Origin of the sequence: Hymenobacter sp., from assembly GCF_036388155.1 — a bacterium.
Lineage (GTDB): Bacteria > Bacteroidota > Bacteroidia > Cytophagales > Hymenobacteraceae > Hymenobacter.
Genome location: NZ_DASVSI010000158.1, coordinates 1 through 14,730 on the forward strand (window position 1 = coordinate 1; position 14,730 = coordinate 14,730).

8 protein-coding genes are annotated in these 14,730 nt (G+C 62.8%); 3 read left to right on the plus strand and 5 right to left on the minus strand.

Annotation, left to right across the window (positions count from 1 at the left end):
• Positions 1 to 138 precede the first annotated feature (138 nt).
• Together VF629_RS22645 and VF629_RS22650 are read right to left on the minus strand one after the other, a co-directional pair.
• Positions 139 to 1,053 carry a PhzF family phenazine biosynthesis protein gene (locus VF629_RS22645; protein ID WP_331060785.1) on the minus strand — a complete coding sequence of 305 codons (915 nt, stop codon included), beginning with the start codon at positions 1,051 to 1,053 and terminating at the stop codon, positions 139 to 141.
• A 116-nt stretch (positions 1,054 to 1,169) separates the two neighbouring features.
• Positions 1,170 to 2,129 carry a membrane-binding protein gene (locus tag VF629_RS22650; protein ID WP_331060786.1) on the minus strand — a complete coding sequence of 320 codons (960 nt, stop codon included), beginning with the start codon at positions 2,127 to 2,129 and terminating at the stop codon, positions 1,170 to 1,172.
• Between the two features lie 345 nt (positions 2,130 to 2,474).
• Between VF629_RS22650 and VF629_RS22655 the strand changes: the two genes are divergently transcribed.
• From VF629_RS22655 to VF629_RS22665, 3 genes are all read left to right on the plus strand, one after another.
• On the plus strand, positions 2,475 to 2,939 hold the full coding sequence (locus VF629_RS22655; RefSeq protein WP_331060787.1) for a hypothetical protein: 465 nt from the start codon (positions 2,475 to 2,477) through the stop codon (positions 2,937 to 2,939).
• Between the two features lie 157 nt (positions 2,940 to 3,096).
• Positions 3,097 to 3,621, plus strand: coding sequence for an MOSC domain-containing protein (locus VF629_RS22660; protein WP_331060788.1), 525 nt, complete (start codon positions 3,097 to 3,099; stop codon positions 3,619 to 3,621).
• A 261-nt stretch (positions 3,622 to 3,882) separates the two neighbouring features.
• The gene (locus VF629_RS22665; protein WP_331060789.1) at positions 3,883 to 8,388 is read left to right on the plus strand and encodes a DUF4394 domain-containing protein; all 4,506 of its coding nucleotides are present in this window, start codon (positions 3,883 to 3,885) and stop codon (positions 8,386 to 8,388) included.
• A 220-nt stretch (positions 8,389 to 8,608) separates the two neighbouring features.
• Here the strand turns inward: VF629_RS22665 and VF629_RS22670 are convergent, their stop codons facing one another.
• From VF629_RS22670 to VF629_RS22680, 3 genes are all read right to left on the minus strand, one after another.
• Positions 8,609 to 10,009 carry an RtcB family protein gene (locus tag VF629_RS22670; protein ID WP_331060790.1) on the minus strand — a complete coding sequence of 467 codons (1,401 nt, stop codon included), beginning with the start codon at positions 10,007 to 10,009 and terminating at the stop codon, positions 8,609 to 8,611.
• A 193-nt stretch (positions 10,010 to 10,202) separates the two neighbouring features.
• Positions 10,203 to 11,603: an RtcB family protein gene (locus VF629_RS22675; RefSeq protein ID WP_331060791.1), complete on the minus strand. Its 1,401-nt coding sequence runs from the start codon at positions 11,601 to 11,603 to the stop codon at positions 10,203 to 10,205.
• Between the two features lie 1,412 nt (positions 11,604 to 13,015).
• Positions 13,016 to 14,539 (minus strand): TROVE domain-containing protein, encoded by a 1,524-nt coding sequence (locus VF629_RS22680; RefSeq protein ID WP_331060792.1) that lies wholly within the window; start codon positions 14,537 to 14,539, stop codon positions 13,016 to 13,018.
• Positions 14,540 to 14,730: the final 191 nt, after the last annotated feature.

The following is a 14,730-nucleotide window of genomic DNA, read 5'->3' on the forward strand; positions in this document are numbered from 1 at the left end:
GGGGTCGTACCCGCAGGGCCGGGGGTGAGGCCTCACGTCTGCAACGATGTGGTAGAGATGCTTCGACTCCGCTCAGCATGACAGTCTTTCCACGGCTCAGGTAACAACCCAAAAACGCTCACAGTTGCACATCAGCCCTCACAAATCCCCGCGCAGGCTGCCTTCCAGCACCACCACGCCCGTCCCACCAATTTGCACAGACTCAATGGCCTCGCGCGGCCCGCTGATGCGCACCTGCACCGTGCCGGCGCGGCCCAGGTCGTGCCCTTGCTCCGCAACGAACTCGGGTGCCTCGATGTAGCCGTGGTGCCAGAGGTAAGCCGCCATGCCGCCCGTGGCCGAGCCCGTCACGGGGTCCTCCGACACATCGGGCGGCGTGCCGAAATGGCGGGCGAAGGTGTGGTCCGCCTCAGTGGCGCCGCCCAGGCAGAACAGGTGCGGGCTGAAAAAGTCGCTCGCGGCGCGGTAGCGGCCCAGGCCGGCGGCGTCGGCTACGTGAGCGCGCCGCAGGGCGGCGTGGTCGCGCAGCAACACCATCAATTGCGGCGTGCCCGTGCTCACGGTTTGGATGGGCGCGCCCGGGAGCACATCATCTGGCGTGAGGCCGAAGAGCAGCAGCACGTCCTCGGGCGCGTGGACGGCGCCAAATACCGGCCGGCGCTGCGTCATCCAGACCAGGGCCGGTTCTCCGGCAGCGCCCGGCAACACGTCCACCCGAATGGGCCCGTGCAGCAGGTTTAGCGTCAAGACCAACGCAGAGCCGTCGGTGGGGAGCGCTACCCGGCCCGCGTGCAGCAGCGCCGTAACGGTGGCAATGGTGGGGTGCCCGGCCAGCGGGATTTCTTCGGCCGGAGTGAAATACCGCACGGTAAACTCGGTGCTGCCAGAAGCGGACGAATCCACAAAAGCCGTTTCCGACTGGTTGAACTCCCGCGCCAACTGCTGCCGCTTGGCGGGCGTAAGGGCATCGGCATCAAGCACCACAGCGCAAGGGTTGCCCCGCAACGGCTGAGTGGTAAAGGCATCGACGAGTAGAAACGGCAATTGGGGCATGAGGATTAGAAAGCACGTGAACGAAGACACGAAGGAACAGTACACCGCCCCAAACGCAAAAAAGCCGATTGGTCGGGCGACCAATTGGCTTTTGCAATAAGCGAACTCGCAGCAGACTACGAAGGGTCGTGCAGCTTGGCTACGCGCTGGCCTTCCTTGTCGTACACGTCGCCGCGCGGCGTGATGAACAGGCGGCGCTGCTGGGTGTCGGTGAGCACGAAGGGGAAGGTCTCGTCGCTGGTGCGGGTGATGCGGCCCACCACTTGCGCGTTGTCGTCGTTGTCGACGCGCACTACCTTCAGACCATTGGTGAGGTAGTAGCGCTGGCTGGGGTCGTTGCGGAAGGTGAGCTGGCCCACCAAGCGCACGGCGTCGCCGCTCGACTGGCTCACGGCCACCATCTCGCCAGCGCCCGGGCGGGTTTGGGCCACGGGCATGTCAGGCACCGACGAGTTGTCGTAGGTGGGGCGAGTGGGCTGCGGACGCGCGGCCACCACGGCCGGGGCCGCCGAAGGAGCCACCGCTTTGTTGCTGGCCACAATTTGGCCGTTGGCACGCTGCCAGCCCTGGCCGATGGCGGCAAGGCGCGGCGTGCGGCCGGGGTGCGTGGGCGAGCCACCGTCGTCGGGCACGGTAGCCATGGCGGCCTGCGACTGGGCCAGGCTGGCGCCCAGCTTGCGCAGCACAAAGCCCGAGAACTCGTCGGCCTCCAGCTCATCGGCGGGTTGCGAGCCGCCACCGCGCAGGGTGTGGCCGTTGAGGTGGTGGCCCATTTCGTGCGCCAGGATGCTGATGCCCGCCCAGTCGGTGTGGCCGGCGCGGTTCACGGCGTTCAAAAAGTCAGGGTTATACAGCAAAAAGCGCTTGCCGTTGTAAACCACCGCGGCGGCGTTGTCAACCTCGCGGGTGGCGCGCAGCTCGAAGCGGGCTTTGAGACCCACGGCGTCGGTGATTTCGCGGATGACGTCGGTGGGCGCCGGCGCGGTCTGGGCCTGAGCCGGCGTGGTAAAGGCCACCGGGAGCACCAGCAACAGCGGAGCAACCAAGCGGCTAACTAAACGAGGGAGGAAAGTCATAATCAGGAAGAGGAAGGATGAATGACTAGTAACCACAACAAGGCAAGCGTGATGCCAGATTTACCGCACCGAACAGGAATTCGAGCCGATTTCTGCGACGGGGACCGAGCCTGCCGGCAACGCTTTAGGCAAGCAACGGCCGCACCTGTTTTTCATTGTAGCGCAGCTTGCTAATGCTGGTTTACCAGGCTCGTTCGTGGTTGCTGGAATAACGAAATCTGCACCCTGGCGGTTCATTCTGAAGAGTCGCGAAATGGGCTTAACGGTTGCGTTAAGTCTTTGGCGGCCGGGCCCGAAGTAACTTTGCAATCCGGGCCACGCCGCCCCTTTTTCGCCGTTTACTGCATGAACCAAGCCCACCTTCACCTGCTGGTCAACCACGTGCCCATTGTGGGCAGCCTCTTCGCGTGTGCGCTGCTGGGAGCGGGCCTGGGCCAACGCAACGAAACCCTGACCAAAGCGGGCCTGGTGGCGGTGCTGGCCGCGGGCCTGCTGTGCCTGCCCGCCCAGCTCACGGGCCAGGGCGCCGCCGTCATTGCCGTAGACCTGCCGCGCGTGAGCCGGGCCCTGACTCAGAACCACGCCGCCGCGGCTGAGGTAGGCTTCTGGGCGCTGGAGGGTGCGGCGGCGCTGGCGCTGTTTGGCCTGCTCCTCCTCAAAAACGCTTCGCCGCGCGCCCGGCTGCTGGCCGGGCTCGCGCTGCTGGCCACGGCCCTTAGCTTTGGCCTGCTGGCCCGCGCCGGCAACCTGGGCGGCCAAATTCGCCACACCGAAATTCGGGAAGGATTTGGCACCCCCGACGAACTCTGATGAGTAATGGTTATTGGTTAACGGTTAGTGGTTAGTCTGTTTTCTATGCAGGAGTTTTTCGTGCACGGCTGCCGACCGCTCCATTTTATTTTCACCTACTCACCGCCCTCCTTCGTTAACCGCTAACCGCTAACCATTAATCATTAATCATTAAAAAATGGCTTTTCCTTTTTTTGGCGACGACAAATCCACCGTGGCGCAACTACTCAATACTTTGCCCCAAATTGGCTGCCTCGAATGGATTGGGCCGCGGCCGGTGCGCCGGGCGCCGGCCATTTCGGTGCAAGAGGCGGAACTGAAAACGGACTCGCACCTGCTCGGCGACCACGCCCGGCCCAAGTCGGGCGGCAAGCGGCAAATCACGCTCATTCAGCACGAGCACCTGGCGGCGGTGGCGGGCTACCTGGGCCTCGACGCGCCCCTGGACCCCGCCCGCCTGCGCCGCAACCTGGCCGTGAGCGGCCTGAACCTGCTGGCCTTAAAAAACCGCCGCATTCAAATCGGCGACGAGGTCGTCCTGGACATCACCGGCGAGTGCCACCCCTGCTCGCGCATGGAAGAAGAGCTGGGCCCCGGCGGCTACAACGCCATGCGCGGCCACGGCGGCCTCACGGCGCACATCGCCCAGGGAGGCCTCATTCGGGTGGGCGATGCGGTGCGCGTGCTGGGAAACGACGCTTGATTTCAAGCAGCAAAACGCCTTGAATGCCGTTCTCGGCTTAGCTCCAGTGTCCAGCTTCAATGCCATAATTTCCGGGTAAAGTCGAATACTCCTTTACTGAATTATCAACAAATTTTAAAAGGCCTATTTTTTCGACCATTGATTTCATGATTAACCCATCCAAATATGGTTAACCAACGTACTTAACCTGGGCCTTTCCGTGGCATGACTGCTCATGCCTAAGGCAGTATTCTACTCTTTTCTTTCACTCATTTTTCATACATGTACACACCCCTACTTCCGCTGCCGGCCTTAGGCCGGCGCCTACGTCATTTACTGGGTGCGGCGGTGCTGCTTGGCAGCGCCGCTACGGCTCAGGCCCAGACGACAGTTTGGGCACTTGGAACCGTGAGCCAGACCATTCCGGCAGGTGTAAACCAGTTCTTTCCCTTAGGCGCGGCCGCTGGTACCCAAGGCATTGTGCCTTTCAACCCCAACGCGAACAATCAGCCTCAGGGGTTGGCGCAGCCCATTTCGGGGCTGGCGAGTGGGCAGGTTCTGGTGGGCATGGATTACCGCCCCAACACCGGCCAATTGTTCGCGCTGGGCTACGACGCTACCACGGCCGGCAACAACGCGCAGGTGTATACCCTAGCTCCTGCTACTGGCGTGGCCACGGCCGTGGGCAGCGGCCTCCGCTTGGAACTGGGCGGAGCCACTGACCGCATCGGTTTCGACTTCAACCCGACGGTGGACCGCATTCGGGTGGTGAGCACCAACCGGGCCGACTACCGCCTCAACCCCAACAACGGCGCTCTGGTGTTGCGCGACGGTGATTTGACTTACGCCGCTGGCGACGCCAACGCCGCCCTTACTCCCGGCGTGGGCTCGGCGGCTTACACTAACTCGTATATTGGCAGCACCAGCACCACCCTCTACGACATCGACGAGACGAACGGTGGCATTCTTGTCACGCAAAGCCCCCCCAACAATGGCACGCTCAATACCGTGGCGGCTATTTCCTTGGATGGCTTTCCGGTGGGCACTGTCCCCGCGCTCGACCTTGACATCTACTTCGATGGCACAAACAACATCGGGTTTCTGTCGTTGGTAACGCGTCCAAACGTATCCGGGTTCTCGAGCAGCGACCTTTACCGAGTGAACCTGAGCACAGGAGCTGCCTCCAGCAAGGTCAACTTGATTCCGGCCAGCATCGTCGCTCCGTTCAATCTGTTCGACATTGCTATTCCGGTGGCGCCGCCCACTCCGGGGCCGCTCGTGGGCCAGTTGGCTTACGCCGTTACCGAAGCCAATGCCCTCATCAGCTTCGACACCCAAGCACCTTCGGTGGTGCGCAGCCTGTCGTTCATCACGGGCGTGGCCGCTAACCAGACGCTGGTGGGCACCGACTTCCGCCCCAACACCGGCCAGCTGTTTGGCTTGGGCTACAACCCCACCGCTGGGGCCAACGACCGCCTCTACACCATTGACCTGGCCACGGGCGTGGCCACGCCCGTGGGCACGGCCGACATTGACCTCGACCTGGGCGATGCCAGCAACACCATTGGCTTTGACTTCAACCCCACCGTGGACCGCATTCGGGTGGTGAGCAGCAACGGCAATAACTACCGCCTCAACCCCGTGAACGGCGCCGTCGTTATCAAAGACGGCAACTTGGCCTACGCTGCCGGCGACGCCAACGCTGGCCAAACCCCCACCGTGGGCAGCGCCGCTTACCTGAACTCTTACGTGGGCGCCACGGGCACGGGCCTGTATGTGCTCGACCACGTCCGGGGCACCATCTCCTGGCAAAACCCGCCGAACGACGGCGTGCTCACCACCTCGCGGGCCCTCACCGGCGTGAACGGGGCGGGCGTGGGCGGCGCCATTAGCGGCCTCAACGACCTCGATTCTTATTTCGACGGCACCGCCAACATCAACTACCTCGCGGCAGCACCGGCTGGCCAAATCTTCAGCCGCTTCTTTGCGCTCGATGCATTCAGCGCCACCCTAACCACTCCCCAAGTTGCCACCGACCGCGGCCGCATTGGCCAGGGCATTGGGGTTCGCGACATTTCCATCTTGCTAGCGCCTACTTCGGTGGCCAACGCATCGGCTACGCTCACGGGCCAGTTGCTGTATGGCATTGCTTCGGGCAACCTGGTTTCGTTTGACTCGGGCAACCCCGGCGTTATCCGCACGGCGGTGAACATTACCGGCCTGCCCGCTACGCAAGTACTGGTGGGTTCCGACTTCCGGCCGGCCAACGGCGCCTTGTATGCGCTCGGCTACGACGCGACCAACAGCCAGGGCCAGCTTTACACCCTGAACCTGACCAGCGGCGCGCTAACCGCCGTGGGTGCCCTTACCGGCTACACGCTGGGCGCGGCCACGGGCATCGGCTTCGACTTCAACCCCGCCGCTGACCGCATTCGCATTACCGGCGCAAATGGCAACAACTACCGCACCAACCCCGCCGACGGCGTAACCATTGTGGATGGCGTTACGGGCGGAGCCATCTCGGCAGGAGCCTACACCAACAACGACAACAACACGGCCACGGGCACTGTGCTGTACGGCTACGACCAAGCGACCAACCAAGTCGTGCAATTCAGCAACCCCAACGCCGGCACCAACGCTCCGCTGGGCGCATCGGGCATCACGGTGAATGCGGCCAACGGTGTTGAATTCGACATCTACTCCGACATCACCAACCCGGCCACGCCCGTGAATACGGCCTTTGCTTCGGCCGCCGCAACCGGCACCACCACCGACAATTTGTATAGCGTGAGCCTGACCTCGGGCGCATTCTCGTCGCTGGGCCGCATCGGCAACGGCAGCAACCTGGGCGGCCTGGCCGCTTTCCTGACGCCGGGCCCAATTTTGCCGGTGGCCTTCACCTGGACCGGCGCCGTGAGCACCGACTGGGGCACGGGCGGCAACTGGAGCACGGGCACCGTGCCCACGACTGCTGACAACGTGACCATCCCAGGAGGGACGCCCAATCAGCCTACGACAACCGGGACAAATTTGGCAGGCTCAGTAACACTCACTACCGGGGCAATTCTTACGCTAGCTCCCAACAGTGTATTACTAACTGCAGGTAATTTCACCAATAATGGGGGCAGCATAGCAGGCACGGGAACATATTCCGTAAGCGGAGCCAACACCGTGATAGGAGGAACAAATCCCACCACCTTCCCCAGCTTAGCAGTTGGCATCAACGCAGCTAGCACAACTGCACCTGTGTCTATTAGCCGGTCACTGCTATTGACGTCAAACCTTAATATTGGAGCTGGCCAGCCATTTACACTGCTTTCCACCGCTACGGGCACCGCCTACGTAGTGAACAACGGGGGCACGGTAAACGGCACTGCCACCGTGCAGCGCTACATCGACCCTAGCCGCAACGGCGGCGTGGGCTACCGCCACTACAGCGCCCCAGTGGCCAACTCTACCGTGGCTGACCTGGCAACCGCCGGCTTTGCGCCGGTAGTAAACCCCGCCTACAACACCACGGGCAACACCGTAACACCGTTCCCCAACGTGTTTGGCTACAACGAAGCACGCGTGAACCCCTCTACTCCGAGCGGCACCCCTTCGCCCGCACCCGAGTTTGACAAAGGCTTCTTCTCGCCTAATGCCACGGGCGATGCCCTGGAAGTAACCCGCGGCTACACCGTGAACATTGCGGCCACGGCCAACGTGGACTTCACCGGCACCCTGAACAACGGCCCGCTGTCGGCCACGGGCCTCACCCGCGGCAGCCAGCCCGAAAGCGGCTGGCACCTGCGTGGCAACCCCTACCCTTCGGCCCTCAACTGGCAGTCGGTACTGGACGCCAACCGCGCCACCAACATCGAGAACGCGCTGTACGTGTTTAAGAGCAGTGGCCAGTACACCGGCACCTACGCCAGCTACGCCAACGGCGTGGGCACCAACGGCGGCACTAGCGTGCTGCCCGTGGCCCAGGGTTTCTTCGTTCGCACCGTAACCGGCCAGACTGGTAGCGTCTCCTTCACCAACGCCGACCGTGTTGCTGCTTTCGACGCCACGCCCTTCCAGCGCAACACCGCCGACACCCGCCCGCAGCTGACGCTGACCCTGAGCAACGCCTCGGCTCGCACGCAGGCTGCCATGTATTTTGAGCAAGGTGCCACGGCTGGTTTCGACCGCGCTTTCGACGCCCACGCCCTGCCCTCTCCCAACGGCCTGGTGCTGGCCACCGAAACCGCTGCTGCCGAGCCCCTGGCCATCAACGGCCAGCCGGCCCTGACGGCTGCCGAAGTGGTGCTGCCCCTGCGCGTGGCTTCGGCCGCCGCTGGCACCTACACGCTCAGCGTTGACAACCTGGCCAACCTGCCCGCCACCTACCGCGCTTACCTGCGCGACGCCGTGGCCGGTACATACACCGACCTGACCACCACGCCGAGCGTGACCCTCAGCCTGGCTGCCAATGGCGCTGCCGGCGGCCGCTACGCCGTGGTGTTCACCACCCAGAACCGCGTGCTGGCAACCGCTCCGGCTGCTTTGGCCCAACTAGCCAGCGTGTACCCCAACCCTGCTACCGGCAAGGCTACCCTGCTGTTGCCCGCGGCCCTGCGCGGCAACAAAGCCACCGCCGTATCGGTGGTCGACAACCTCGGCCGCACGGTACTGAGCAGCACGTTGGCTGCCGGCGCTGGCGAAACGCTGGAGCTGTCCTTGAGCACGCTGGCTCCCGGCGTGTACTCGGTGCAGGCCCGCACAGCTGCTGGCCTCGTGGCCAAGCGCCTGGTAGTTCAATAACCCAGACACCGGCACGGAGTAGTATTCGTGCATAAAAAAAGCCCCGACTCACTGAGTCGGGGCTTTTTTTATGGGGAAAGGTTTGTAGACGGTGTTGAAAGTAAAAAGCCCCATGCCAAAGGCGTGGGGCTTTCCGAGCTATGAAAACAACTGTCCCCAGGGAGACACAGCCCACTTACGGCGCTGGGGTTGCGGCTGGATTGCGCACGGCCGAGTTTTATTATGCGCCGTCCATGCGCACGATTTTGGGCGTGAAGGAGCCCAGCACATCCACCAAGTCCTGCTGGTGGGCCATTACTTGGCGGATGTCTTTGTAGGCCGCGGGCGCTTCGTCGAGCCCGCCGCCCAAGAGCTCCACTCCGTGGTCGCGCAGTTCGCGGCGCAACTCGCCTTCCGTAATCTTGGTTTTGGCTTGGGTGCGCGAAAGCCGCCGCCCGGCCCCGTGCGACGCCGAATTGAGCGATTCTCGCTCGCCCCGACCTCGCACAATGTAGCCCGGCGCCGTCATCGAGCCGGGAATGATGCCGAGCACGCCCTGGCCGGCCGGCGTGGCCCCCTTGCGGTGCACAATGGCGGTGCGGCCGTCGGCCAGTGTTTCCTTCCAGGCAAAGTTGTGGTGGTTTTCCACCTGAGCCAGCGGCGTTTCGCCCAGCGCCTGGCTGATGCGCCGGTGAATGTCGTGGTGGCAGGCCGAGGCGTAATCACCGGCTAGGCTCATGGCCGCCCAATACTCCTGCCCCTCCTGCGAGTCCAGGGAGAGCCACGCCAAATGCCGGGCCTCGGGCGGCAGCGGGCACTTGTCCATGGCCACTTTGGTGTAGTGCTGCGCAATGGCCGCGCCTAACCCGCGCGAGCCTGAGTGCGAAAGCACGCCGAGGTACTGGCCCACGGGCAGCTTCAGGTCATTGTTGGGGTCGGTGAGGTCCACCACGCCGAACTCCACAAAGTGGTTGCCCGAGCCCGACGAGCCCAGCTGCTTCACGGCGGAGTCCAGCTTCTGGCGGGCCACGGCAATCTCACGAAACTCCGGCCGCTCGAAAATGGGGTCGTCCGTATTCACCTTCTTGTGCACTTCCTTGTTGCCGAACTTGGTATGGTGCAGCAGCAGCTTGCGTAGGTCCTGACGGTTTTTCTCGAGGTAATTGGCTGGAAATTCAAACACCGACAGCGCCATCCGGCAGCCGATGTCCATGCCCACGCCGTAGGGAATCACGGCGTTGTCGGCCGCGAGCACGCCGCCGATGGGCAGTCCGTAACCCTGGTGGGCGTCGGGCATGAGGGCCCCATCTAGGGTGATGGGCAGTTGCATGGCCACGTCCATCTGCTTGCGGGCGCCGTCTTCGATGAAATCGTTGCCGTAGCGGCGGTAGTCTTTGATGGCCGGGTTCAGGCTCACGTCGCGCGAGGGCTGCGGCACCAGCTCTTCGGCCACCAGACGCCAGTTCTCGTCGCGCACGTACTTGAATGGGTCGTCCTTTATTTGCTTGAGCAGGGCCAGGGCGCTGCCTTTGTCCATTTTCTTGAATTCCTTTTGGGCCAGCACGTCAAGGGCGCGGCCAATGGCGGGCCCTTCAGGAAAGCCGATTTTGCGGAGGTCGTTGCCGCGGAGTTGGTTGGCCATATGTGGAAAGGTTGAGGTGGGAATTGAGATGTACGCGGGCCTTGAGGCGATGTTATGCGCACAAAAAAGCCCCAACCATTACGGTTGAGGCTTTTTTTGCTGTGGATTACGGCAGCGCGGCCGTAGCGCGAACTTTTAGTCCGCGCCTGTAATGAGTTGAAAATACAAGCAACTCGCGGACTGAAAGTCCGCGCTACGCTCCGTCCATCCGAACGATTTTCGGCGTGAAGGAGCCCAACACGTCCACCAACTCGCGCTGGCTGGCCATCACGGTGTGAATGTCCTTGTAAGCCATCGGCGCTTCGTCGAGCCCGCCACCGATTAGCTCGATGCCGTGCTCGGCTAAGTGCTTGCGCACGCCGGATTCAGTCAGCTCTGCCTTGGCGCGAGTCCGCGACATGAGCCGGCCGGCGCCGTGCGAAGCCGAGGATAAAGATTCAGCCAAGCCTTTGCCGCGCACGATGAAGCCGGGGGCCGTCATCGAGCCGGGGATGATGCCGAGCACGCCCGCACCGGCGGGCGTGGCGCCCTTGCGGTGCACCACCACCTCCCGGCCGTCGGCCAGCTGCTCCTTCCAGGCGAAGTTGTGGTGGTTTTCCACTTTGGCGATGGGACGTTCGCCCAAGGCTTTCGCCAGCCGCTGATGAATCTGAGCGTGGCACGCTGAGGCGTAGTCACCCGCCAAGTTCATGGCGGCCCAGTACTCCTGGCCGGCTTCGGTGTCGAGGCCGAGCCAGGCGAGGTGCTGGGCTTCGGTGGGCAGTTGGCACACGTCTTTGGCCAAGCGGGTGTAGTGCTCGGCAATGCCGGCGCCCAGGCCCCGCGAGCCGGAGTGCGACAACAAGCCCAAGTATTGGCCCAACGGCACGCCAAGGTCGATTTCTGCCTCGGTGATTTCGACAATGCCGAACTCCACGAAGTGGTTGCCCGAGCCGGAAGTGCCCACTTGCTCGGCCGCCTTGTCACGCTTGTTTTTCAGGAAAGGGATTTCCAGAAATTCGTCGCGGTCGAGCACTGCCGAGGCCATGCGGTGGCCCCGCTCCCAGCCCCGGCCGGAGCCGAAGCGGGTGTTGTTGAGCAACAAGGTCCGCAGTTCCTGCACGCGCTGGGTGAGGTACTTGGGCGGCAAATCGAACACCGACAACGCCATCCGGCAGCCGATGTCGACGCCCACGGCGTAGGGAATCACTGCGTTGTCGGTGGCCAAGACCCCGCCAATGGGCAAACCATAGCCGTGGTGGGCGTCAGGCATGAGGGCGCCGGCCACGGTCACGGGCAGTTTCATGGCCGTTTCCATCTGGTGGATGGCGCTGGGGTCGATGTGCTCGGCGCCGAACGTGACGTAGGGCTTGCGCTCCGCCAAGGCAATGTGCCGCGACGGGGCCGGCAGCAACGCCGCCGCGGTGTGGCTCCAGTCGAGGTCGGTGAGGTAGTCTTTGGGATTGGTTAACAGTTGACCTAGCAAAGCAAGCTGGTCGGTTTGCGAGAGTTTTTTGAGGTGCTTGCGCTGCAATTGCGCGAGGGCAAGCCCAATGGCCCGGCCTTCGGGAAACCCGAGGGTGCGAAGGTCGTTGCCGCGTAAAAGAGTGGCCATACAATGGTCGTTGCACGAAGGTGAGCCGCTTAAGTGGGCATCAATTCGTTGATGAGAAAAAGATAAAAACGGACTGGGCAACAGGCACACCGCCCACATATGTGCTCTAACCACCTGAGCTACCGCGGGCCGAAACCCACGAGCCGGAATTGAACCGGCGACCCCATCGTCCCAAACGAAGTATGGCGGTGCTACGGCACCAGCCCGTTTTTTACTGACAAAAAACCGGAGCAACAGACGGCCCACGAAACGGGCAAAATGCCCGACGGGATAGGGTCGGAGTAGCGCGTGCCTACGGCATCCGGCAAAAAATTTGAGAAGGGTAATAAAAGCTGAGCAGTCACATGGATTTGAAGTCGAAGTAAGACTGCTCGACGACACCTTCTCAACCCGCTCCCTGCCCGGGGCAACAAGCGCTCGGCCTCCTAGTCCTGCTCTAACCAACTGAGCTACGGCCACTGCCTTGCGGCAATTTCCGGCGGGACTCGAACCCGCGACCTGGACATTAAAAGTGCGAAGTATGGCCGGGTTACGACACCCGGACAGGGATTGGATAATTAGTATTGGGGCAAAAGGCAGCGAAAGCCTATTGTGGAACGGTGCTTTTAGCCACTCAGCCACTTTGTCCGTTTGCGGCCAAAGGAGGGATTCGAACCCCCGGTATCCGTTTGGATACAACAATGCGAAGGAAACCTCGCCTACGGCACCCAATACAAGCTTTTGTTTCCGGCGTGGGGCAACAGACGCCCGGCCAGCTGGTGCGGCCCTACCAATGCGCGGCGCCCTGCCTTGCGGCAGCACTTCGGGAGTCGAACCCGCGACCGCACCTGAGGTTGAGCGAAGGAAGGCCCGGCTACGGCACCCACCCGGAAACATGTTTTAGCGGCCTCGTCCGAAAATTCAGGGCAAAAAGCGGCTGGCGTGTCAACCGCAGCCGAAGCCGCGGAGGGGGATTCGAACCCAATCTCTCTGATTAACAGTCAGATTTCAACCAACGAAGTATCGCCCGCCTACGGCACCTGAACCGTGCGGAGTCGGCCGTGTGGAACGGCCCACGCAAGCGGGGCCGTTCCGGCCGGCGACTGCCCTTTTGGGTAGCCGTCTTCCTAGTCTTGGAGTTGTCTTAACGTCATAAGGGCGTTTTTTATTCAATTTTGTAACAGTACCAAGAAATAATTGGCACTGCCTGAGGTGAAAAAATTTCGTTTCAACCCATCGTAAAAAGCGCACTGAGGAGCTTCCGCGGGCCATGCAAGGACAACAGTCAGGTGGGCTAGGTTGAGCGAAGGGAATCGAACCCTCGCGGCCAAAGCCGCTAACCCTGCACCCTCGAAGTAGGCCCAGCTTACGGCACCTTGCGCCGCGGCGGCCGGGGTTCCGCTTTATTGTCCGGCCGCATGATTTGGGTTGGTTTACAGTTCTATTTTCTCGATTTCGGTGAGTGCCGAGCCGCCGTTGTCCAGCGCCTGCAGCACGTCGAACACCTTGTCGGACCAGCCCGCGATGAGGGCCACCCCGTTTTCGGGGCGCACCTGCAGCGGGGCGGTGCCGTGGCCGGCCAAGTCGAAGAGGTAGAGGCGGGCGTTGGGGGCCACGGTGCGGCGGTACGCGGCCCATTCCTGGGCCAGGGTGTCGCCGTCGCCGGTGCTGTTCCACAACTGCACGTCGGTGAACATCATCACCTTGTCTACCACTTCCTGGCGCTGGCGCAAGTCGCGCACCACCAGGTAGCCGTTGGTGGAGTAGCCCACCTCGCCTTCGCGGCGGTAGAACTCTTCCACGTTGCGGAGCACCGGGCCGCGGGGCAGGCTGATGCGCTTCCACGTGTTGCCGAACATGCCGGCCGTCACGTGCTGGCAGCGGCTCTGGAGCAACATGCCGAGCACGAGGCTCACGTCGTAGAGCAGCACTTTGCTGCGCGCCGAAATGGGCTGTTGCATGGAGCGCGACACGTCGCAGGCCACCACCACGCGGGTCTCGGGGCCGAAGCCGCGGAGGTTGGCCGCGCTGTGGGCAATGGCCTCCTCCAAGGCCGCGAGCACCACCGCCACGTGGCCGTTCTGCAAAGCTTTCACCTCGCGGAAGGCCGCCAGGAACCGAAACGGCAGCTGCTTGCTGCGCGCCACGGCGGCTCGATTGGCCAGGGTGGCGCACACCTGCGTCATGGCCTCGGCCGACACGCCGGCTTCGAGGATGTTGCGCAGGTTGCGCAACAGGGCCATGTAGCCCAGCTTGCCGCTCGCAATGAGCGTTTCCCAGGTGCGGGCTACGACAGCAGCGCGCTCGGCGGGCGTGGCGAAGGTTTGCTGGCCAACTGCCGACAACTCGGTTTCCCAAGTGTAGGGCGTGGGCAGTTCGCCGCGCACCAGCTGGTCGAACAGGGCTTGCTGGGCCTCGTCGCGCGCCTTTGGGTGCACCACAAACAGAGCGTCGCGCAATCGCACCGCACCGTCACGGTCATATTTCGCCAGCTGGTAGCCATCGAAGCGATTGAAGCTGAGCGCCAAGCCTTTCTGCAGCTGCTTCGAGACGCGGTTGAGGACTTTGGTGCCGCTGCGGCCGTTGGCCTGGGCGTAGTATGCCAGCAACTCCGTGATTTCGTCGGGGCGCTGCACCACCCGCGCCACTAGGCGGCTCAGGAGGTTATCGCCGCGGTGCAAGCGGGCCAGCTCCACGCACAACACCAGGGGCACGGTGCGCAGGTGCAGGCTTTCGCGGGCATATACGGCCAGCTGCGCCACAAACAAGGGTTCGTTTTTGGCTACCAGCTCGCGCAAACGCATGAGGCGGGTATCGGCCGTTTCGTAGAACTGGTCGCTGAGCGCAGCCGTGGCGACGGCGGCGTACAGCTCCACTTGCGGCGTGAGCGTGAAGGCGGCTGCGCCTTCGTGGTTTACCACCGTAGTGGTATTTCGAGAGAAGAAGTTGAAGCGCATAGTTGTGAGAGTTTTAGAGGAAGAGGTTGAGTATTGATTATTCGCTCGCGGGGACCTCACCCCTGCCGGGCACGGCCCCGGCCCCTCTCCCGCGGAGAGGGGAGCCATTGCGGCGCGGTGGTAGCGTGGACTTTTAGTCCGCGCGTGAACTGTGTATATGGGCAACTCGCGGACTGAAAGTCCGCGCTACA

Coding starts and splice junctions, on each gene's coding strand:
- VF629_RS22670 (WP_331060790.1), bottom strand. CDS start 10,009: ATGGCCAACCAACTCCGCGGCAACGACCTCCGCAAAATCGGCTTTCCT.
- VF629_RS22665 (WP_331060789.1), top strand. CDS start 3,883: ATGTACACACCCCTACTTCCGCTGCCGGCCTTAGGCCGGCGCCTACGT.
- VF629_RS22675 (WP_331060791.1), bottom strand. CDS start 11,603: ATGGCCACTCTTTTACGCGGCAACGACCTTCGCACCCTCGGGTTTCCC.
- VF629_RS22660 (WP_331060788.1), top strand. CDS start 3,097: ATGGCTTTTCCTTTTTTTGGCGACGACAAATCCACCGTGGCGCAACTA.
- VF629_RS22645 (WP_331060785.1), bottom strand. CDS start 1,053: ATGCCCCAATTGCCGTTTCTACTCGTCGATGCCTTTACCACTCAGCCG.
- VF629_RS22680 (WP_331060792.1), bottom strand. CDS start 14,539: ATGCGCTTCAACTTCTTCTCTCGAAATACCACTACGGTGGTAAACCAC.
- VF629_RS22650 (WP_331060786.1), bottom strand. CDS start 2,129: ATGACTTTCCTCCCTCGTTTAGTTAGCCGCTTGGTTGCTCCGCTGTTG.
- VF629_RS22655 (WP_331060787.1), top strand. CDS start 2,475: ATGAACCAAGCCCACCTTCACCTGCTGGTCAACCACGTGCCCATTGTG.